Raw genomic sequence first — 23,231 nt, forward strand, 5'->3', positions numbered from 1 at the left:
TTTAAATATAAATTGCTATTTTAGCTTCATTAGTTTTCAAAAGCTTCTAAAATTCAAATCATTATACTCACTTTTACATTTTCTTTTTTATGCGTATTCTCTACCGTTTACTACTTGTTTACTGTCTTTTTTTAAGTTGCAATAAAAAACAGGATGATAAAGAATATCATAAATATACGAATGATTTGATCAATGAGACGAGTCCGTATCTTTTGCAGCACGCGCACAATCCTGTAAATTGGAAAGCATGGAATAAAGAAACTTTAGATCAGGCTAAAACAGAGAATAAACTTATTATCGTTTCGGTAGGATATTCTTCCTGTCATTGGTGTCATGTTATGGAAAAAGAAAGTTTTGAAAACGAGGCGGTTGCCAAATTAATGAATGACAATTTCATCAGCATAAAAGTAGATAGGGAAGAACGTCCCGACATTGACCAGATTTATATGAATGCGGTACAATTGATGACTGGCGAAGGCGGATGGCCGTTAAATTGTATTGCGCTTCCAGATGGCCGACCAATTTTTGGCGGTACTTATTTTACAAAAGAACAATGGATAAAAGCTTTAACCGAGATTTCTAATTTGTATAAAAAAGATCCAAATAAGGCAAGCGAGTATGCTGATAAGTTAGTAAAAGGAATTAAGGAATCACAATTAGTTGCTGTCAATAATAATGATGCCAATTTTAATAAAACTGAAATTTCGGCTGCTGTAAAATTATGGAAAGAACATTTAGATTTTAAAGATGGAGGTTTAGTTGGCGAAACCAAATTTCCGATGCCGGCTTCTTTGCAATTTTTGTTGCGTTACAGTGTTCAGAATAATGATAAATCAATTCAAAATTTTGTTGACAATACACTCACAAAAATGGCAAATGGCGGAATGTATGATGCTGTTGGGGGAGGATTTTCCAGATATTCTGTCGATGCAAAATGGCATATTCCTCATTTTGAAAAAATGCTGTATGATAATGCGCAATTAGTGAGTTTGTATTCAGACGCCTATCTGATTTCAAAAAATGAAAGCTATAAAAAAACAGTATATGAGACGCTGAATTTTGTAGAAAAAGAACTCATGGCTTCAAACGGAGCTTTTTATTCTTCTATAGATGCTGATAGCAAAAACAAAGCAAATAAATTAGAAGAAGGAGCATATTATACATGGAAAAAGGATGAATTGCAAGAGTTGTTAAAATCAGATTTTCCACTTTTTCAGAATTATTACAATATTAGCGAAAATGGTTTATGGGAAGATGGAAAGTATATTTTGTATAAAACGCAAGGAGATAAAGATTTTGCAGTCAAAAATAAATTGACCTTAACGGAATTAGATTCTAAAATAAAAAACTGGAAGCAAATACTTTTATCAGCGAGAAACAAAAGACCCAGACCACATGTAGACAATAAAACATTGACTTCATGGAATGCTTTAATGTTGAAGGGCTATGTGTCTGCTTATAGAGCATTTAAAAATCCGCATTACAAGGAAATCGCTTTAAAAAGTGCAAAGTTTATTGTGGACAACCAATTACAAAAAGATGGAAGTTTGAATCATAGCTATAAAGAAGGCAAAAGCAGTATTTCTGGTTTTTCTGAAGATTATGCAAGTGTTATAGATGCTTTTATTGCGCTGTATCAAATTACGCTTGATGAAAAATGGCTGAACAAATCGAAGCAATTAACGGATTATGCTATAAAACATTTTCAGGATAAAAAATCGAGTCTTTTTTATTTTACCTCTCGTACTTCAGCAGATTTAATTGCACGAAAAATGGAAGTTGCAGACAATGTTATCCCGAGTTCCAACTCGATTTTTGCTCATAATTTATTTGCATTAGGGCATTATTATTCTAATGAGATGTATGCAAAAACGGCGCAAAATATGCTCAATAATATAAAAGTTAGTGCTTTGGAAGCACCTATGGAATATTACAATTGGCTCGACTTAATGCTGAATTACACGAATAATTATTTTGAAGTTGCTCTTTCGGGAAAAGAAGCTGTTAGTAAAACAAGTGAATTGCAAAGTTATTATTTGCCTAATATTCTCATTGCTGGATCTACAAAAGAAAGTAAACTTCCAATATTAGAAAACCGCTTTGTTGAAAATGAAACCTTCATTTATATCTGTGTAAACAGAGCTTGCAAAAGGCCAGAAACACAAATCGATGCAGTATTTAATCAAATAAAAAATAATTTTTAATAAATTATGGGATATGAATACTGCTGATTAATAGTGTATTACGGAAGATGTTTTATGTTTTTCTTTTATGAGTTATCTAAAGAATTCTTAATATCAGTTGTAAATCTGTAAAGTTTAGCATCAAACGGATTGGTGTAATACGAATATCTTAATTTTTTAAATTAAAAAATCTATAAACTATTATTTTTAAGCATATTTTTTATTAATAATAGAAAGTTTTTAACACGCAACCGGTTGTGTTTTGATTTATTTTTTTATATTTGTAATAAATACACTTATTCATAAAATGAAATTATGGTTATAGTTTTTGGACTATTTGCAAATTCATAAACACATTAAACTTAGGAGAGCTATTGAATAAGAAAATAAAGTCAGGATTATAATTAAAGATTATAATTTTTTTATTGTTGGGTCATTAAATATTGAAAGATAAGAATTGGTTTAAAAAGTGAATAGTGTGTTATAAGTGTTATTTTACAGAATCTATTTATAACTAAGTGCGTTAGTTTTTAAATCGTAAAGCCGGAAGCTTAATCCCTTTCGGCTTTTTCATAACTCTATACTATTTATAATAGTACTAATCGAATTATTTAAAATCATGAAATTAAAAATTACTGTACTGTTTTTTGTTTTAGTAAACTTGTCACAGAGCTGGTCGCAAAATATCATTTTGCAGTCACCAAATCAAAAAATTACAACTGTTCTGCATACCGCTGGTTCGAATGCGAAAGGTGAATGGTATTTGAAAGTATCCTATCAGACAGCTAATACTTTTTCAGAAATAATTCCGAAAATAACTTTAGGACTTTCGAGAAGCGATCAGGATTTTTCTACAGCACTTCGTTTTTTAAAAGCAACAAAACCGAGATTGATTAAAGATCATTATGAACTTCCATTCGGCAAGAAATCAATACGCGAAAACACGGCCAACGAAATAACGGTTTCTTTTGAAAATCCGAATAAAGCCAGATTGAATCTTATTATTAGAGCCTATAATGATGGCATTACCTTTCGATATGAATTTCCAGAGAAAAAAGGCTCTTATAGTATTAATGATGAATTCACTGCTTATCAAATACCAAAAGAAAGTAAACGATGGCTAGAAAAATGGAATCCTGCCAATGAAGGATTGTATGCTTCGAGCAGTGATGATAAAATTTTACAGCAAGAATGGTGTTATCCCGCACTATTTGATGCATCAGATAAATCATGCTGGTTTCTGTTGCATGAAGCAGATTTAAATCGCAGTTATTGCGGCACAAAATTGAGCAATATAAAAGATATTGATACGTACAAACTTACTTTTCCCGATCAACAAGATGCCAGAGGAACAGGTGAATCAAAACCAAAAATTTCACTTCCGTGGAAATCACCTTGGAGGGTAATTACTATCGGAAGTTTATCTGATATCGTAGAAAGTACTTTAATCGAGGATGTATCGACTCCTACTGCTTTTAAAACAACTGCTTGGATAAAGCCAGGAAAAGTTTCCTGGAATTACTGGTCAAGCAATCACGGAACTAAAGATTTTAAGACCGTATGTGAATTTGCAGGTTTAGCCGTAAACATGAACTGGCCCTATACGCTTTTAGACTGGGAATGGGATACCATGGCGAATGGCGGTAATCTGGAAGATGCTTTGAACTATATTCATTCTAAAGGAATAAAACCTTTGATGTGGTATAATTCGGGAGGAGATCATACGTGGGTGCCTTCGACGCCAAAAGACCGAATGCTGACGCATAAAAACAGAGTGGAAGAATTTACAAAACTTAAAAAATTAGGTGTAGCCGGAGTTAAAGTTGATTTTTTCGAAAGCGAAAAACAGGATATGATTCAATATTATCTTGATATTCTGGAAGATGCGGCCCAATTTGAAATGATGGTCTATTTTCACGGCTGTATTGTACCAAGAGGCTGGTCAAGAACGTATCCTAATTTAATGACTTATGAAGCGGTACGTGGGGCTGAATGGTACAACAATGGCCCAGAATTTTCGACCACAGCACCTGAGCATAATACCATTTTACCTTTTACAAGAAATGTAGTAGGAGCAATGGATTATACTCCTGTGACTTTTACCAATTCTCAATTTCCGCATCATACTTCTTATGGACATGAATTGGCGCTTTCTGTACTTTTTGAGTCTCCTTTCCAACATTTTGCAGATAGGCCTGAAGGATATTACCAATTACCTGACGAGGCGAAAAACTTCTTAAAAGAAGTTCCAACTACGTGGGACACAACCAAACTTATCGATGGTTATCCAGGCAAAGATGTGATAATGGCGCGTAGAAAAGGAGGCTCTTGGTACATTGGCGGAATTAGTGCCTCAGAACGTGAAGAGCTTACAAAAGAAATCAAACTGGATTTTTTAGATGAAGGGATTGATTATCGTGCCGTTGTTATTGCAGATGGAAAACACGATAAAGCGTTTTCTTCTCAAGTTTTGGAAGTAAATAAGAACAGTACCATTGAGGTGAAATTGCTTCGTAGAGGAGGCTTTGCAATTTCGTTGACTCCAATAAATCAGTAGTTTCAATTAAAAAATAATACATGTTATAACTATAAAACCAAACCAAAAACCATAATAATGAGAAACCAAACCAAAATTTTATTTGCACTGCTATGTTGTCTGTCGGCAATAAAAATGGAAGCGCAAAATCCGATCATTAAAGATATTTTCACTGCTGATCCGGCACCTATTGTACATAAAGGAACTTTGTATTTATATACGGGACACGATGTCGCAACAGAGCAGGATACGAATTACAAAATGGCCGACTGGCATGTCTTTTCTACAACCAATATGAAAGACTGGAAAGATCATGGAGCATTGCTTTCACCAAGCACATTTTCCTGGGCTACGGGCGATGCTTATGCCGCGCAATGTATCGAGAGAAACGGAAAATTTTATTGGTTTGTTTCTACGTTTCATAAAAAGAGTGATGTAAGTGCTGGCGGTGCGGCAATAGGCGTGGCAGTTTCAGATAGTCCTACAGGTCCTTTTAAAGATGCCATTGGCAAAGCGCTTATCATTAATGAAATGACTACCGATATGACCTATGCCTGGGATGATATCGATCCTACTGTATTTGTCGATGATGATGGACAAGCGTATCTATTTTGGGGAAATGGAAGCTGTAAGTGGATAAAACTTAAAAAGAACATGACAGAAGTAGATGGAGCCATTACTACTTTCAAACCTAAAAATTATATCGAAGGACCTTGGGTTTACAAAAGAAAAGGACTTTATTATCTGGTTTATGCCAGTGCAGGAACAAAACCAGAAATGATAGAATACTGCACGGCTAAAAGTATAACAGGCCCTTGGACTTATCAGGGAATTATACAGGAAAATGTACCCAATAGTTTTACCACACATCCAGGTATTATTGCCTATAAAGGCAAATCATACTTTTTCTATCATAATGGAAGCTTGCCAACTGGTGGAAGCTACAGACGTTCAATTTGCGTCGATTATATGCATTATAATAAAGATGGCACGATTCAGAAAGTAATACAGACTACGGAAGGCGTAAACGAAATCAAGTAAAAAGTATCTCAATCTAATTTTTTTATACCATGAAAAATAGAATTACTTTCATTTTTGCCTTCTGTATTTTGATGATTCAAACTACTGTTTCTGCACAGGAAAAAAAAGCAAATAATCCACTTATTTTTTCCGATGTGCCTGATCTTTCGATTATTCGGGTAGGGAAAAATTATTACATGAGCAGTACAACGATGCACATGAGTCCGGGGCTGCCTATTATGAAATCTACAGATCTGGTCAATTGGAAACTGATTAATTATGCCTATGATACTTTGGCAGATGTACCGGAATTAAATTTAACCGAAGCTAAAAGTACATATGGCAGAGGTTCTTGGGCGAGCAGTTTACGTTTTCACAACGGCACTTACTATGTGACGACTTTTGCCCAAACAACAGGTGAAACCTATATTTTTAGAACAAAAGATATCGAGAAAGGAAATTGGCAAAAAGTTTCTTTTCAACCCGCTTATCACGATCACTCTCTTTTTTTTGATGACAATGGAAAAGCATATTTGATTTACGGAACAGGTCAAATCAAATTAGTTGAACTAAACGATGACTTAACCGGAATCAAACAAAATGTTCCTGAAAAAATCATTATAGAAAATGCCAGTGCACCCGCAGGAAATAATATTATGCTGAGAGCTGAAGGTTCACAATTATTCAAAATTAAAGGAAAATATTATTTATTTAATATCTGTTGGCCGAAAGACGGAATGCGAACTGTGGTTATACATAAAGCAGATAATATCACAGGTCCTTGGGAAGGAAAAATAGGTTTACAGGATTTAGGTGTTGCGCAAGGCGGACTTATCGATACTCCTGATGGACGCTGGTTTTCTTATCTGTTTCGTGATTTTGGTGCTGTTGGCAGAATTCCATATTTAGTTCCCGTGAAATGGGAGAATGGCTGGCCAATATTAGGTGAAAATGGTAAAGTTCCTGAAATACTAGACCTGCCGGCCAATAAAAGTTTGATTCCGAATTTGGTCGCTTCTGATGAATTTGATAGAAAGAAAGGGCAAGAAACTCTTCCGTTAGTTTGGCAATGGAATCACAATCCGGATAATGCACTTTGGTCTTTAAAAGAAAGAAAAGGATTTCTCCGACTTAAGACAGGAAGAATTGATACTGATTTTCTGCAGGCAAGAAATACACTTACACAGCGCACTATTGGGCCAACGAGTAAAGCTTCTGTTTTGCTGGATGTTTCAAAAATGAAAGAAGGCGATTTCGCCGGATTAAGTGCTTTACAAAAAGAGTACGGATTGGTAGGAGTGAAAATGGAAAACGATCAAAAAGTAATCGTAATGGTTAGTACTATCAAAGATAAACCGATTGAAATACAGCGAATTCCTTTACTTCAAAATCAGATTTATTTCAAAATTGATTGTGATTTTACGAATAAAAAAGACGAAGCTAATTTTTTCTACAGTTTAGACGGGAAAGTTTGGAATCCGATAGGAGAAACTTTAAAAATGAAATATACGTTGCCACATTTTATGGGCTATCGTTTTGGCTTATTTAATTATGCCACAAAAAATACTGGCGGATATGCAGATTTTGACTGGTTTAGGATTAATCATTAAAAAGATAAAAAAGAAAAAAAATGATAATAGATAAAAATTTTACAAGTGAATCTCTGGTTAGATTTCACTTTTTGGTACTGCTTATTGGCTTGGTTCTACCCATTCTAGCCATCAGTCAAAATAAAAGGAAGACAGAAAAATCAGAATCTAAAACACCTCAATACCGCAATCTTTTTAAGGAAGCAGGGTATAGTCAGATTGAAATAGACAAGAAATTGACTAAAGCTTATTATGATGTTTTTGAAGGCCCTAACAAAGTTTATTTTGAAGAAGGGGATTCGCTAGGATATGTTTCGGATGTTAAAAATAAAGATGCTCGTACGGAAGGAATGTCGTACGGAATGATGATTGCCGTTCAGCTCAATAAAAAAGAAGTTTTTGACCGAATCTGGAGATGGTCGGTTAAATACATGCAACATCAGGAAGGTCCACGAGAAGGTTATTTTGCCTGGAGTGTAAATCCGGAAACCAAAAAACAAAATTCGGCCGGTTCTGCTTCAGATGGAGAATTGTATTATATCACGAGTTTGCTTTTTGCTTCCAATAAATGGGGTAATTCTACAGGGATAGATTATTACAAAGAAGCCAGAAGAATATTGGATAATATGTGGAAAAAAGACGGCACAGGCAATGTCCATAATATTATAAATACCGAACATAAGCAAATTTCATTCGTGCCCGAAGGCGGTGGTTATAACTGGACAGATCCTTCTTATCATGTTCCTGCTTTTTACGAAATCTGGGCATTATATGCCAAAGATGGCCACGAACAGTTTTATAAAGAATGCGCCGATGTTTCTCGTGAATTTCTGCATAAAGCAACGCATCCGGTAACGGGCTTAAATTCAGATTATACCGAGTTTACTGGCGAACCACATCCCACACCCTGGATGCCACCGGGATTTCGATACGATTCCTGGCGCGTTCCTATGAATATTGCAATGGATTATACTTGGTACGGAAAAGACAAAAAGTGGCAGGAAGAATATGCTTCAAAATTTCAAAATTTCCTAAGATCGAAAGGATTAGACACTTTTGAAGATCAGTTTAATCTGGATGGTTCTAAACCTGATTTTATTCTGCAAGCTGGTACGGTTAAAAAACTGAGACATTCTATTGGTTTAGTAGCAACCTCGGCTACGGCATCATTAGTAAATAAAGACAAAAAAAGTATCGATTTTGTTCATGCGGTCTGGAATGCCAAATTAGAACCTTATGAGGACGGCTATTTTGATCCCTATTATGATGGATTGATGTATCTCTTTAGTTTAATGCATCTCAGTGGTAATTATCAAATCATAAATCCGGCAGTTAAATAAATTTTAAACTTAAAAATAAAAATATGAAACAGTATGCAGTTATTATTTTGTTGTTTAGTTTTTCGAATATTTCATTTTCTCAGAGTTTAAAATTAAATGAAAAGGACTATTTTGAAACTACTGGCCTGAATGTTCTGGTTTTTAGCAATGAATATAATGGAATGTTTTTTGACGAAAAAACAGCCGGAATAGAGTTCATTCATCATGGTGTTAGAACTGTGACCGGAGGGGCAATCAGACTTCAAAACACTCCGGAACAGTGGGATTTAATCCCAAAAATGACGAGTCGAAAAGTAGATAAGGCAAACAATACCATTGAAGTTACATTGCGTTATGAAGAGTTTGATTTTGATTCCAAAATTGTAGTAACTTCAAAAGGAAAAGGATTTGTTATTACTGTTTTATTGGATAAACCGATTCCAAAGAAATTAGAAGGAAGAGCAGGATTTAATATGGAATTTTTGCCTGCCTCTTACGTCGAAAGTAATTATATGGTTGATGGAAGAGCAGAAACTTTTCCGAGATATCCTGCAGGTAACACTGAAATTCAGCCTTTATCTCAAAAAATTCCACAGTTTGCAGGACATACGACATTTGACGATCGCGGAAGAAATGAATTTATAGTGACACAACCACTCGCATCGGGTAAGAATTTAAGCCTTGCTCCTGAAAACCCGGAACGTACAGTAAAAATCCAATCCGAAGATCAGGAAGTTCTGCTTTTTGATGGAAGAAATCTGGGTCAGAATGGTTGGTTTATAGCGCGTAGTATGCTTCCTTCAAACAAAACAGGAAAAGTGCTGACTTGGTATGTAGAACCTAATGCAATTTCGAATTGGAAAAGAGAACCCGTAATTGGATTTTCTCAGGTGGGTTATATGCCAAACCAAAAGAAAGTGGCCGTCATCGAACTCGACAAAAATGATAAAGCATTAGCCACAGCGTCAATTTTTAAACTTAATGAAGACGGAAAATTTGTAGAAAAACTAAAAGGCGATGTCAAGCTTTGGGGGAATTATCTAAGATATAATTATGCTCAGTTTGATTTTAGCACTGTTAAAGAAAAAGGACTTTATTACATTCAATATGGAGATCAGAAAACCAATACTTTTCAGATTGAAGATGATATTTATGCTAATGTATGGCATCCTACAATGGATGTCTGGTTTCCGGTTCAAATGGACCACATGGAAGTCAATGAAGCTTACAGAGTTTGGCATGGAAAACCATTTTTAGACGATTGTCTTCAGGCGCCTTTGAATCATGAACATTTTGATGGATATAAGCAAGGACCCACTACAGAAACGAAATATAAACCTTTAGAACGTATTCCGGGAATGTCAGTAGGCGGATGGTTTGACGCTGGCGATTTTGATATACAAACTTTTTCGCATGTTAGCGTAATCAATAGTTTTGTAGAATCTTGGGAACAGTTCAAAGTTAAAAGAGATGAAACTTATATTGACCAAAAAACACAGTTTGTCGATATTCATCGTCCTGATGGCCAACCCGATTTATTACAGCAAATTGAGCATGGCGTTTTGAATCTTGTGGCACAAGTCGAGAATATTGGGCATCCGGTTAGAGGAATAGTTGTACCTAATCTGCATCAGTATCATCATTTGGGTGATGCTTCTACAGAAACGGATAATCTTCCTTATAATCCAGCTCTCAAGCCTTATGAATCCAATGGGATTTCCAGTGGAACGCTTGATGACAGATGGGCATTTACAAACCGAACTTCATTTTTGGATTATAGAACAGCAGGAGCTTTAGCGTCAGCAAACAGAGCATTAAAGGGCTACAATGATGAACTTTCGGCTAAATGTTTAGCATTAGCCATTAAATTGACAAACGAAGCAAGGGAAATAGATAAAAAAGCAAAACCCGATGATAGTCCAATGTCGAGATGGGGAAAAGGAAGCGAAATGATTGCGATGTTGCAACTTTACTTAAGTACGAAAGATAATCAGTATAAAAAGGGTTTTTTAGACAGAATCTGGAAAGCGTTGGATGAAAACATAGAATTTAATCTGAATTCGGCTTTATTGGCTTTGCCTGCTATGGATAATAATTATAAAGTAAAATTGCGTGGCTATGTCATTAAATATAAAGAAAAAACCGAAAAAGAAAATGCAGGAAACCCTTATAATGTTCCGATTGCATTGAGAGGATGGGGCGGAAGTTCTCAGGTTATTAATTGGGCCAGCACCAATTATTACATTCATAAAATTTATCCGGATATCATGGATAAAGAATATGTTTATCAGGGATTGAACTATATTTTTGGATGTCATCCTTATTCCAATTTATCTTTTGTGAATGCGGTAGGAAACAGATCTAAAAAAGTAGCTTATGGAAACAACCGTGCCGATTTTACAACCATTGCTGGTGGAGTAGTACCAGGGCTTATCTTTTTAAAGCCGGATTATTTAGAAAATAAAGATGACTGGCCATTTTTTTGGGGAGAAAATGAGTGTATCATAGATGGTGGAGCGTGGTTTGTTTTTCTCGCTAATACGGTAAATGATTTGGCAAATGAAAAATAGTAAACAGGCTTAAAATTTAACCGCAAGGTGCGCAAAGATCTACGCAAAGTTCGCAAAGCTTTTATTGACAAAGCTTTGCGAACCTAATAAAGCTAATTATAAACACAACGAAAAAAACTTTGCGGGCTTTGCGGTAAAATTAACCACAACATAAACAAATATAAATATGAAACAATTTATAAATATTGCCATACTAATTTCCAGCTTGTATTTTCAGTCAGGCTGGAGTCAGGAAACACAGTTTATTGAAGATTTTAAATCTTCAACAATGAATCAGTCGGATAAACAATTTCCGCAAGTAAATTCGCAAAGACGCGTGCGTGCCAGTATTTCGGCACCCAATGCCAATAAAGTCCAACTGGATATTGGCGGTGTAAAATATGATCTGAAAAAAGATGACAAGGGAGTTTGGACGGGAGAATCGAATCCGCAGGATGAAGGATTTCATTATTACCAGTTAAATATTGATGGAGCCTCAGTTCCAGATCCGGGAAGTTTGTATTTCTACGGTGCCGGCCGATGGGGAAGTGGGATAGAAATTCCGTCAAGAGATCAGGAGTTTTTCGAATTAAAAAATGTACCTCATGGTCTTATAAATGAAAATATTTACTTCTCAAAACTGACTAATGCTTTTAGACGTTGTTTTATCTATACTCCTCCTTCTTATAATGAAGATAGTAAAGCACGTTTTCCGGTACTTTATTTACAACACGGAAGTTTTGAAGACGAAACTGGCTGGTCATCTCAGGGTAAAGCCAATTTAATTTTAGATAATCTAATTGCTTCAAAAAAAGCAACGCCAATGATTATTGTAATGGATAACGGCTATGCCTTTAAACCTCAAACTAAAGAGATTTCAGATAAGAAAGAACGTCCGGAATCAATTTTTGAAGAAGTTCTTATTACTGAAGTTATTCCTATGATTGACGCTAAGTTTCGTACGATTGCCAATCGTGAACATAGAGCTATCGCGGGTCTTTCGATGGGAGCCAATCAAACAATGAGAATCATGATGAATCATCTTGATATTTTTTCTTATTATGGAGGTTTCAGCGGTACAGCAAATTATCCAAGTGGTGATACGATTGATGTTGCTACATTTTTAGACGGAAAATATAAAGATGGTAATGCACTGAACAAAAAAATCAAGCTTTTTTGGTTAGGTCTAGGAACAAAAGAACCAAGCCCTTTTCCTAAATCTATTGGAGCATTCCGAACCATGTTAGAACAACAAGGAATTAAATATGATTATTATGAATCTCCTGAAACAGCTCATGAGTGGCTTACGTGGAGAAGATGTTTGAATCAGTTTGCTTCTAAGCTGTTTAAATAATTAATCTAACTTCTAAAAACTAACTAACCTACTATGACCAAACCCTTTCTTATTGCACTATTCTTAATTAATGCTACTGCTGTTTTTTCACAAACAACAACAGATACCATAAAACCCCATAAACTTTCTCCTGTAACTGTCGAAGGCAGTCGCATACTTGTTGATATTCATCGGCTTGAACCTGTACAAGGTACCTATATTTTTTCAGGTAAAAAGAATGAGGTAATTGATATGACCCAGAAAAATGGTGCGATTACAGAGAAATACGGCAGACAAATTTTTGCTAAAATACCCGGTATTTTTGTTTACGATATCGACGGAACAGGTAATCAGGTAAATATTTCCACACGTGGCCTTGACCCTCACCGTAGTTGGGAATTCAATGTGCGTAAGGACGGAATCATAACCAACTCCGACATGTACGGTTATCCTGCCAGTCACTATAATATTCCAATGGAAGCGGTAGAACGTATTGAACTAGTTCGGGGTACAGCTTCTCTGCAATACGGTGCGCAATTTGGAGGTATGCTCAATTATATTAGTAAACAGCCAGATTCAAAAAAAGTTACTTTTGAAACTATCAATACGCTCGGTTCTTACGGTTTAGTGAGTACTTACAACAGCCTTTCGGGAACATTAGGAAAGTTTCGATATTCTGCCTGGGTAAATGGCAAATGGATTACAGGTTATAGAGATAATAGTGACTCTAGTTTTGATGCTGAAGGAATTTCGCTTTATTATGATGTATCAAAAGATCTAACTTTTAAACTAGAATGGACGCATTCAAATTACATTACACATATTCCTGGACCGTTAACCGATAGTATGTTTTATGATGATCCAAAAATGTCAACGCGATCTCGTAATTATTATCAGCCCAATATCCATATTCCGTCATTAACAGCGGATTGGAATGTTAGTTCTTCAACAAAATTGAGACTGACGACTTCGGCTGTTTTAGGAGCAAGAAATAGTGTGATGTTTGACAGGCCGGCCAATATTGCCGACACCATTGTTCCTGCTACACTTCAGTATAATAATCGTCAGGTTGATATTGATCATTTTAATAGTTACACCACAGAGTTGCGAATGCTTCAATCCTACAAATTGTTCCAACAAACAAGTTCGCTTGCGACAGGTATTCAATATATGAACAACGATCTGCACCGCCAACAGCAAGGAAAAGGAACAACAGGAACCGATTTTGATTTATCGCTTGTAACACCGGGCTGGGGGAGAGATCTGCATTTCAAAACAAAAAACATAGCATTATTTGCCGAAAATCGATGGCTTTTAACAAAGCGATTTTCAGTCAATACAGGAGTTAGAATGGAAATTGGTGAAACGAATATGACCGGTACAACCATTTATTATTCAGAAAAAGAATTGCCAAATAAAATTGAACATCATTTTCCGTTATTTGGTGTAAGTGCCCAATATGATCTCACAGAAAGTATCAATATTTACGGAGGATGGTCGCAAGCTTATAGGCCTGTTATTTTTAAAGATATTATTCCACAATCGATTTACGAGGCAAGCGATAAAAATTTAAAAGATGCTTATGGCTATAATACCGAAGTTGGTTTTAGAGGCAAATGGAAATACCTAAATTGGGATGTAACAGGTTTTTATTTGCAATACAACAACCGCTTGGGTACGCTTGCACAAACGGACTCGGCAAACAATCTGATTATTTTCAGAACCAATATTGGTGATTCAAGAACAGCTGGACTTGAATTCTTTTTGCAGGGCGATTTCTCTTTGGGTAAAAAGACGAGTTTATCATTGTTTACTTCAACTTCTTTTATGGATGCCCGCTATGAGGATGCTGTAGTTAGATCAGGCAATACCAATGTAAATATCGACGGCAATAAAGTAGAAAGTGTTCCGTCCTGGATTTCCAGAAACGGAATTACACTTCGATATTCACAAGTTAGTTTCTCAGCACTTTACAGTTATACAGCTGAAAGTTATGCCGATGCACTTAATATTGTTACGCCTTCTGCAAGCGGAGCCGTTGGTCTGGTACCTGCATATCAGCTTCTTGATTTAAACCTTGCACTACGATTGACAGACAATATAAAATTACAATTTAATCTCAGTAATGTTTTTGATGAGCATTATTTCACAAAACGTCCTCAATTTTACCCGGGACCTGGGATTTGGCCATCAGACGGAAGAACATTTTCAGGAACAGTATCTATAAAAATATAGCCAGAATATATTGGAGTAAAGCGATAAAATATAGAAAATCATCTTCTATATTTTATCGCTTTTTTACTAAAGTTTAATTTCCGAAATGTTTTTGAACGGCCAGCACTAAAAACATAAAATCGGTAGATCCGCCACCCATTACATATTCGGTTTGTTGCCAAAAGTAAGGCCATTTCTTAAGTTCGGGTAAGTTTGGTCTTATAAGTGCCGTTCCCGAAGTTACTCCTCCGGGAATATAAGACCAATCGGCGCGGTTCATACCATACGCTACCAACACCGAATTAGATCCAATTCCCGATGCAAAAGAGGCTGTATTATTGCCCGGATGAACTCCAAGTATAAAATTTAAAGCATTACTATACACTTCATAGTTTGCAAACTTTGGCCATGATTTTGAAAAATAATATTGCTTTACGCCAAATTCCTGTAAAGTCCAGCCAGCTCCCCAAATATTAGGCGTGTATGGAACTCCGTATGGAGAATCTGTAAGGGAATTGTTTTTGCTTTTTGTAGCCCATTTTTGCGCCTCAGCATTCAACTTCTCCAGAAAGGATTTATCTTTAATAAGATGTTTTATTCGCCCAACTCTCCATCCTAAATCTTCGAAATTTTTCAATACATCTCCTTGTAAATCTGTAATTTGATTGATGTAACTTGTTTCGTTTGTTGACAGTGCTAATTCAACAAGAATAGCTATTTTATTTTCTGTTCTTTTTGATTTTGCAAAAGACGTTTTGTAAAGCGCTTTGGCTGTTTCTAAACATTCAGTGGCTAATTTGGGATTTGAGACTTTTAAAACCCGATAAGAAGCGGCAAGTCCGGCAGCAACATACAATTCCCGATCAGGATTATCTTCAGTAAAAACCCATCGATCATCATCTTTTGCATTTGGATTTTCGGTCCATTTGTTATCTGTAACTCCTCCAAAATCGCCAAGAAGTACATATTGTTTTAAATCGTTTGTAATAATTCCTCTGTACAAACGTCCCATAGAACGGTATGCTCCCAAAATTGAAGCCAGTCCGTGTTCCATTTGCTGCAAAGCATCCGATTTGCCGTCAGGCTGATGAATTTCAACAACTCTTTTATTTTCATCAATACTGGTCGCATCATAAGACTCAATATTAAATTCCTCTAACATCAGTGCCAGATTCCATACGGTTCCAATTTGAGATTCTACACGTAAATCATCATCTCCGGCGTCATGCCAACCTCCTTGATTTAAATCCGGAACAACTTCATTCGATTTATATTTTGTAAGTGTCGAAGGTCCCTGCACATATCCATCAAAATGATTCAGATTAATCGGTGCCATTTGAGCATCATCTAAATGACAGAAGTTATGCCAAATTCGATATTTTTCATTCACTCTCACGTGACACATTTGAACAGGTAAAAAGTATTCCAAAATAGGCTGCCAAACATTTCGGTCATATAACTTTTTGCTTATTTGAAAAGGAGAAGTTTTATTTCCTCTATAACTTAACGTGTACATTCCTTCTTCTTTTACTTCAGAAAAGTCGAGTTGGTAATAGTTATATCTTAAAAAGTCGCCCCATTTTTTAGGCTTTATGGTTTTGATGTTTTTCTTACCAAACGCATCATGTTTTATCAAAATTATTTCAGACACTTCCGTATCATTTGGATCTGTTTCTAAAATAGCTACCTTAGATTGTGTTGGATAATAACCAACTTGTGAAACCTGAACAACCGGTTTGTATGTCCAATTTGGAATAACATTTGGAGAAACCGTAATGTCTATAACCCTTTTTCCGGACGTTGCGGCAATAGGAGCCCTGATAATAAACCATCCGTTATTGTGATTGATTCTTCCATCCCATAAAGCAATGTCTTCTAAATTAGACTGAATACTTAATCGTAATAAATCGCTTTCAGGAGCAATTGTGATTTTTTTTCCTTTGCAAAGCGGTGTTCCAAGGTTTTGTCCATCAATATGTGGTAGAACAGGCCCATAAGGCGAAGGAGTGAAAATCCCAAAATTTCCATCACAGCTATACGATTTTCCAAATAAATCTCCTGGAAATAATTCGAGATTGAAACCAATTTTGCCTAACCATTTTGCATCAACTTCATTTTCTAAATCAACTGTAATCCGGAAATTATTTCCTTCTGTAGGCGTTACGTTTACTTTATATTTTAATTTCAAATCCGGATAATTTATCGGATTAAAACCAACATGATTTTTAGTTTCATCAGGATAATATAAACTTTGAGAAATGGTATTTGTTGCAGGATCTATCTTTTTTTCTACTTCTTTCGGAACAGGAGACCATTGACCTGGTGAAATTTCTAATCTCAAATCACCATTAGCCATAACACGTTCCCCATGCTGAATCATCGTAACACCTGTCTGATGCCCATCCGGGTATATATCGTTAAAGACGGTTACCTCTAATCCGCGAGCAGAAAAATAACCTTTAGGATGAAGTTTTAAATTTTGTGCCTGCATCTTAATTTGCAGCATCAAGACTATTAACACAAAAACAATCAGAGCTTTACTTTTCATTATTTTATAGCGTATTTCGATTAATATTTTATGAAGGAATGTAAATAGACTAATGTTAATTAATGACGAATCAAATAATACCATTAAGCTAATAAATGTAGTTTTCTTCTAATAATCTGAATAACAAATTTGAAGCGTATTATAGAAGAATTGATGCGCTTTTAATCGTTTAATTTTCATATCAAATAGTTTCTATCATTACGATCATTTATCTAATTTCTCCTGCTATAATTGATTGAATGGAATTGCAAATATCAGCTATGTGTTTTTCTATATTGGAGAGGCGCCATCCCAATTTGTTTTTTGAACATTCTAGAGAAATAATAAGGATCGTCAAAACCTATTTCCTTGCATATTTCCTTAATATTCATGTTGCTGTAATATAGGTATTCACAGGATTTTTCGATTTTTAATTTAATGAAATATTGAATTGGAGAATATCCAGTTTTGTTTTTAAAAAGTTCCGAATATCTTGATACCGAATAACTAGCCTGAATTGCAAGCTGCTGAATGGACAGTATTTTGTTTATATTTTTTTTCAGAAACAGTATTGAAAGATCAATCCTGTCATCTGTATTGGCCTTGTCTAAAGTATCTGAATAACACAATGAACTTAAAAACGCTATTAATTTAAAATGGGTCAGTTCTGTTTTTTCATCAGCAAGATCACTGTCAAGAAGTTTCATTATTGCATTTAAAATTATAATTCGTGTTTGATCAAATGCAATTTTTACTGCTTCAGATGAAGAGGCAGAAAATCGTTTATAAAATGTCTGAGCATAATTTCCTGTAAAATGAACCCAGTAAATGCTCCATGGATGAGTGAGAGAACTTCCATATTTATGAGCGGTATTTTCAGGAATTATAAAACCGGTATTAGGAGTCAGTTTTATCGTTTTTCTATTAATTGTAATCCATCCTTCGCCATCGAGGCAGTATAACAGAATATACTCGTGAATACCATTTTTCCTTGATCTGTCATGATTTTTGGCATTTGGAAAATACCCCACAGCCGACGCGAAAAGATTTTGAAAAAAAGGATTTGGCGAAATTTTATTTTTCTGCTCCTGTGAAAGAACGATCATGGTCTGTCCGGGAAAACCATCTCTAATTCTTGCTGTCGGTAGATTATTCATTATAAGTTAACTATTACGATATAAATTAAAATAAAGTCGTAAGATAATCCATTTATTTCAATATATAATCCATTTTTAAAGCAAGAACGAAATGTATTTTTGTTTTACTTATTAACTTACCGAAAATTTTATTTTCATGACCAATCAAATCAGCCTTTATAATAACAATTATATACTCGGAATTTCTTTTATATCTGCACTTGGCGGTTATCTTTTTGGTTTTGACTTTGCTGTTATCTCTGGAGCACTTCCTTTTTTAAAAACTGCATTTGAATTAAATGCATGGTGGGAGGGATTCCTTACAGGTTCACTTGCGCTAGGATGCATAGTTGGATGTCTTTTGGCCGGACAGCTTGCCGACCGTTTTGGGCGACGCCCCGGATTAATGCTCTCGGCATTGATTTTTGCTATATCATCAATTGGAATGGCAATGGCCAGTAACCTGACAATCTTTGTACTGATGAGGTTTATGGCTGGAATAGGAGTAGGAATGGCTTCCATGCTCAGTCCTATGTATATTGCGGAAATTTCCCCAGCGTCTATGAGGGGACGAAACGTAGCTATAAATCAACTTACCATAGTTGTTGGAATTTTAGTTACGAATCTTTTAAATTACTTTTTGTCAGGCAACGGGCCGGATGTCTGGAGGTGGATGTTTGGTTTGGGCGCAATTCCGTCTCTTTTATTTTTAATCGGGCTGATTTGGCTTCCAGAAAGTCCGAGATGGCTTCTGCAGGCAGGACAACCTGAAAAAGCAAAAATAATACTTGGAAAAATTGGCTCTGAGGCATTTGTGAAAGATACATTTGCCGATATTGAAAAGTCCTTTTCTGGAACTCAGAAAAAATCATATGCGGTTGTTTTTGAAAAATCAGTACGTCCTGCAGTAATGCTAGGAATTGGACTAGCTGTATTTCAGCAGCTCTGCGGGATAAATGTTGTATTTAACTACACCTCGACAATTTTTGAATCTGCAGGAGCCGATCTTGACAGACAGCTTTTTGAAACCGTTGTAATAGGAGCCGTTAATCTGATATTTACTGTCGTAGCGATGTGGCAGGTAGATAAATTAGGCAGAAAACCTTTAATGCTTATAGGTTCACTAGGTCTTTCTATAATCTATGTTCTTTTGGCATATCTGCTTCAAAGCGGTGCAGCGGCCGGTTTAATTTCAATAATAGTTCTAATCGCTATAGCCCTTTATGCAAGTTCTCTTGCTCCGGTTACTTGGGTATTGATCTCAGAAATATTTCCAAATCGAATTAGGGGCCTAGCTTCTTCTGTGGCTATTGTTTCGTTGTGGATTGGTTATTTTATTATAGCCTTTACTTTTCCAATACTTGCCGAAAAATTGGGTACTTATGGACCATTTTATCTTTATTCTGCTATTTGTTTTCTCGGATTTGTTTTTGTTCTTAAAAAAGTCAAAGAAACGAAAGGTCAGACTTTGGAGCAGGTAGAAGAATATATGGCATCGCATTAAAAATATAAGTTATGAATGATTTATCAGTAAAAGTTTGGGAAGAAGAAGTTTCGATCCCAACGTATAATATTGGAAAACCGGAAAAAAATCCGATGTTTTTCGAGAAAAGAGTGTATCAGGGAAGCAGTGGTGCTGTTTATCCTTACCCTGTTATAGAAAAAATTGAAGACGAAAAGCAGAATAAGATCTATAAAGCAGTATATCTGGAGAATGAATACATAAAAGTAATGATTCTTCCTGAGCTTGGCGGGAGGGTTCAAATGGCCTATGATAAAATTAAACAGCGTCATTTTATCTATTACAATCAAGTAATTAAACCTGCACTTGTGGGACTTACGGGGCCTTGGATTTCGGGCGGAATAGAATTTAACTGGCCACAGCATCATCGTCCTAGTACTTTTTTACCCGTAGACCATACCATCGAAAACAATACTGATGGAAGCATTACAGTATGGGTGAGCGAAAACGAAAGAATGTTTCACCAGAAAGGAATGGCGGGATTCACGCTCCATCCTGGAAAAGCTTATCTTGAAATCAAAGGAAAACTTTATAATCCCACTCCTATACCGCAGACTTTTTTATGGTGGGCAAATCCAGCCGTTGCAGTAAATGAGCACTATCAATCTGTTTTTCCTCCAGATGTACATGCTGTTTTTGATCATGGAAAAAGAGATGTTTCTACATTTCCAATTGCAACGGGAACTTATTACAAAGTAGATTATTCCGCAGGAGTTGATATTTCAAATTACAAAAATATACCAGTTCCAACTTCTTATATGGCAATTAATTCGGAGTTCAATTTTGTTGGAGGTTATGAAAATGATACGAATGCCGGAGTGCTGCATGTATCAAATCATCATATTTCACCAGGAAAAAAGCAGTGGACATGGGGTAATGGAGATTTTGGAAAAGCCTGGGATAGAAATTTAACAGATGAAGACGGTCCATACATTGAACTTATGGCTGGAGTGTATACAGATAATCAGCCTGATTTCAGCTGGATGCAGCCTTATGAAGAAAAAACGTTTACGCAATATTTTCTGCCTTACCGTGAACTTGGTGTGGTAAAAAATGCATCGAAGGATCTTCTTATGAATATAGAAAAGGATAATCAAAATGCAATTATAAAAATCTTTGCAACTTCAGAATTAAAAAATGTAAAAATAGTACTTGAAGGCTTTTTTGAAGAAACACTTACTTTATCTCCAGAATTAGTTTATGAAAAGGAAATAAATGTTGGAACTGTCTTGATTTCAGATTTGAAACTTTCTGTATATGATATTCATGAAAAAGAACTTTTAAGCATAAAATCGGAAAAGCAGGATGTAAAACCTGTTCCTGAACCTGCGAAACCAGCTTTTTCACCCGAAGAAACTCCAACCTGCGAACAATTATACCTCACTGGACTGCATCTGGAACAATACCGTCATGCTACTTATAATGCTTCAGACTATTATCTGGAAGCTTTGAAAAGAGATGCATCAGATGTAAGAAATAACAATGCAATGGGATTATGGCTGTTTAGAAGAGGAAGATTTGGAGAGTCTGAAAAATATTTTCAGAATGCTATAAATACACAGCTTGAGCGAAATCCGAACCCTTATGACGGAGAACCGCATTACAATCTTGGATTAGCATTGAAATATCAGGGCAAAAACAAATTGGCTTATGATGCTTTTTATAAATCATGTTGGAATGCCGCTATGCAGGACGCTGGTTATTTTGCATGCGCACAGATTTCATCGGCAGCTGGTAATCTGACAGATGCACTTTATGAAGTCGATAAATCTTTGGTACGCAATTGGCACAATCAAAAAGCTCGTACTTTAAAAACGGCATTGTTGCGCAGGTCGGGGAAAGAAAAGGAAGCTCTAGCATTAATTGCTGATTCTTTGAAAATTGACCTGTTTAATTTTGGCTGTCTTTTTGAAGAATATCTGATTGTGAAAAAGACTTCGGCTTTAGACAAAATGCACTCGGTTATGCGCGGTGAAATTCATAATTATGAAATCACTGCACTGGATTATATCGCTTCCGGAATGTACAATGAAGCGGTTCACTTGCTTCAGCTAGGAGCACAGACCTGTGAAACTACGGCCATGACCTATTATTATATGGGGTGGGCATTGTCGCTTGACGGGAAAGATGCCAAGACTGCGTTTAAAATAGCTTCTGCACATTCTCCTGAATATTGTTTTCCAAATCGGTTAGAAGCCATAATTGCATTAGAATACGTGCAGAAAATAAATAAAGCCGATGCGAAAGCGCCTTATTATCTAGGGAATTTATGGTACGATAAAAGACAGTATTCTAAAGCAGTAGAATGTTGGGAAAAAGCAGCAGAAAACGACAGTACTTTTCCGACTGTATTTAGAAATCTGGCTCTGGCTTATTTCAACAAAATGGAAGAAGAGGAAAAAGCAGTCCAATTTATGGAAAAGGCATTTGAACTTGACACTTCTGATGCCCGCATACTTATGGAGCTCGATCAGTTATATAAACGTTTATATCGCTCTTTTTCTGTCCGTAAAACATTTTTGGAAAAGCACTTTGATCTGGTAAAACAGCGTGACGATCTTTATCTGGAATATGCAGCATTATGCAATCAGACACAAAATTATAATGAAGCAATACGTCTTATTGACAGCCGTATCTTTCATCCGTGGGAAGGAGGAGAAGGCAAGGTTCCTGCCCAATTTCAGTTGGCAAGAGTAGAGCTGGCAAAAGAATTTTTGGCTAAAAAAAAGTTCGATAATGCTATAATTCTTTTAAAAGAATGTTTGCAGTATCCGCCAAATTTAGGCGAAGGAAAACTGTCTGGAGCGCAGGAAAACGATTTTCTTTACTGGCTTGGCTGTGCCTACCACGGCTTAAAGCATTATGAAATAGCAGAAGAATATTGGACATTAGCCAAACAAGGTAATTCAGAACCTGCAGCTGCAATCTTCTATAATGATCAAAAACCGGATAAGATATTTTATCAGGGATTGGCATTATTAAAATTAAATGATATTGAAAAAGCACATAAACGTTTTAATTCCTTGATTGCTTATGGCGAGAAACATCTTGATGAGATTATAAAATTGGATTATTTTGCAGTATCGCTTCCTGATCTTCTGATTTGGGAAGATGATCTGACTTTACGAAATAAGGTTCATTGTCATTATATGCTCGGACTCGGTTACTATGGATTAGGAAATACTGAAAAGGCAAAAGAGCATCTTCAGAAAGCTTTAAAAAAAGATATCAATCATCAAGGAGTTCAGATACATATTTCAATGCTGGAAAAAGGTGAACCTGTCTTTTAAAAGTTTTAAATTT

General features: G+C 35.7%; 12 protein-coding genes. 10 read left to right on the top strand and 2 right to left on the bottom strand.

The genetic code is table 11. The features are described 5' to 3' along the window. Positions 1-89: 89 nt before the first annotated feature. The 8 genes from GKZ88_RS19010 to GKZ88_RS19045 all read left to right on the top strand — a co-directional run bounded on the left by GKZ88_RS19010 (position 90) and on the right by GKZ88_RS19045 (position 14,764). Positions 90-2,204 carry a thioredoxin domain-containing protein gene (locus GKZ88_RS19010; RefSeq protein ID WP_155103896.1) on the top strand — a complete coding sequence of 705 codons (2,115 nt, stop codon included), beginning with the start codon at positions 90-92 and terminating at the stop codon, positions 2,202-2,204. 598 nt (positions 2,205-2,802) lie between these two features. Next, positions 2,803-4,740, top strand: a complete 1,938-nt coding sequence (locus tag GKZ88_RS19015) for a glycoside hydrolase family 97 protein (RefSeq protein WP_155103897.1) — start codon at positions 2,803-2,805, stop codon at positions 4,738-4,740. 57 nt (positions 4,741-4,797) lie between these two features. Further along, entirely contained in the window at positions 4,798-5,760 is a 963-nt protein-coding gene (locus GKZ88_RS19020) for a glycoside hydrolase family 43 protein (RefSeq protein WP_230392556.1), read from the top strand. A 29-nt stretch (positions 5,761-5,789) separates the two neighbouring features. Next, positions 5,790-7,349: a glycoside hydrolase 43 family protein gene (locus GKZ88_RS19025; RefSeq protein WP_155103898.1), complete on the top strand. Its 1,560-nt coding sequence runs from the start codon at positions 5,790-5,792 to the stop codon at positions 7,347-7,349. A 20-nt stretch (positions 7,350-7,369) separates the two neighbouring features. Continuing rightward, positions 7,370-8,668 (top strand): glycosyl hydrolase family 8, encoded by a 1,299-nt coding sequence (locus GKZ88_RS19030; protein WP_155103899.1) that lies wholly within the window; start codon positions 7,370-7,372, stop codon positions 8,666-8,668. 23 nt (positions 8,669-8,691) lie between these two features. Next, positions 8,692-11,217 carry a glycoside hydrolase family 9 protein gene (locus GKZ88_RS19035; RefSeq protein WP_155103900.1) on the top strand — a complete coding sequence of 842 codons (2,526 nt, stop codon included), beginning with the start codon at positions 8,692-8,694 and terminating at the stop codon, positions 11,215-11,217. A 166-nt stretch (positions 11,218-11,383) separates the two neighbouring features. Then, complete coding sequence (locus tag GKZ88_RS19040) at positions 11,384-12,550, top strand: alpha/beta hydrolase-fold protein (protein WP_155103901.1); 1,167 nt, start codon at positions 11,384-11,386, stop codon at positions 12,548-12,550. A gap of 33 nt (positions 12,551-12,583) precedes the next feature. Further along, positions 12,584-14,764: a TonB-dependent receptor gene (locus GKZ88_RS19045; protein ID WP_155103902.1), complete on the top strand. Its 2,181-nt coding sequence runs from the start codon at positions 12,584-12,586 to the stop codon at positions 14,762-14,764. A gap of 73 nt (positions 14,765-14,837) precedes the next feature. On the opposite strand, the gene GKZ88_RS19050 is transcribed toward GKZ88_RS19045, so the two are convergent. Continuing rightward, positions 14,838-17,291, bottom strand: a complete 2,454-nt coding sequence (locus GKZ88_RS19050) for a glycoside hydrolase family 9 protein (protein WP_155103903.1) — start codon at positions 17,289-17,291, stop codon at positions 14,838-14,840. Between the two features lie 254 nt (positions 17,292-17,545). Continuing rightward, entirely contained in the window at positions 17,546-18,427 is an 882-nt protein-coding gene (locus tag GKZ88_RS19055) for an AraC family transcriptional regulator (protein ID WP_155103904.1), read from the bottom strand. Positions 18,428-18,563: 136 nt separating this feature from the next. Here GKZ88_RS19055 and GKZ88_RS19060 point away from each other — a divergent pair, with 136 nt between their 5' ends. Both GKZ88_RS19060 and GKZ88_RS19065 read left to right on the top strand, forming a co-directional pair. After that, the gene (locus GKZ88_RS19060; RefSeq protein WP_155103905.1) at positions 18,564-19,910 is read left to right on the top strand and encodes a sugar porter family MFS transporter; all 1,347 of its coding nucleotides are present in this window, start codon (positions 18,564-18,566) and stop codon (positions 19,908-19,910) included. A gap of 11 nt (positions 19,911-19,921) precedes the next feature. Next, entirely contained in the window at positions 19,922-23,218 is a 3,297-nt protein-coding gene (locus GKZ88_RS19065) for a DUF5107 domain-containing protein (protein ID WP_155103906.1), read from the top strand. Positions 23,219-23,231: the final 13 nt, after the last annotated feature.

The sequence above is a fragment of the Flavobacterium sp. LC2016-01 genome (assembly GCF_009711135.1).
Classification (GTDB): domain Bacteria; phylum Bacteroidota; class Bacteroidia; order Flavobacteriales; family Flavobacteriaceae; genus Flavobacterium.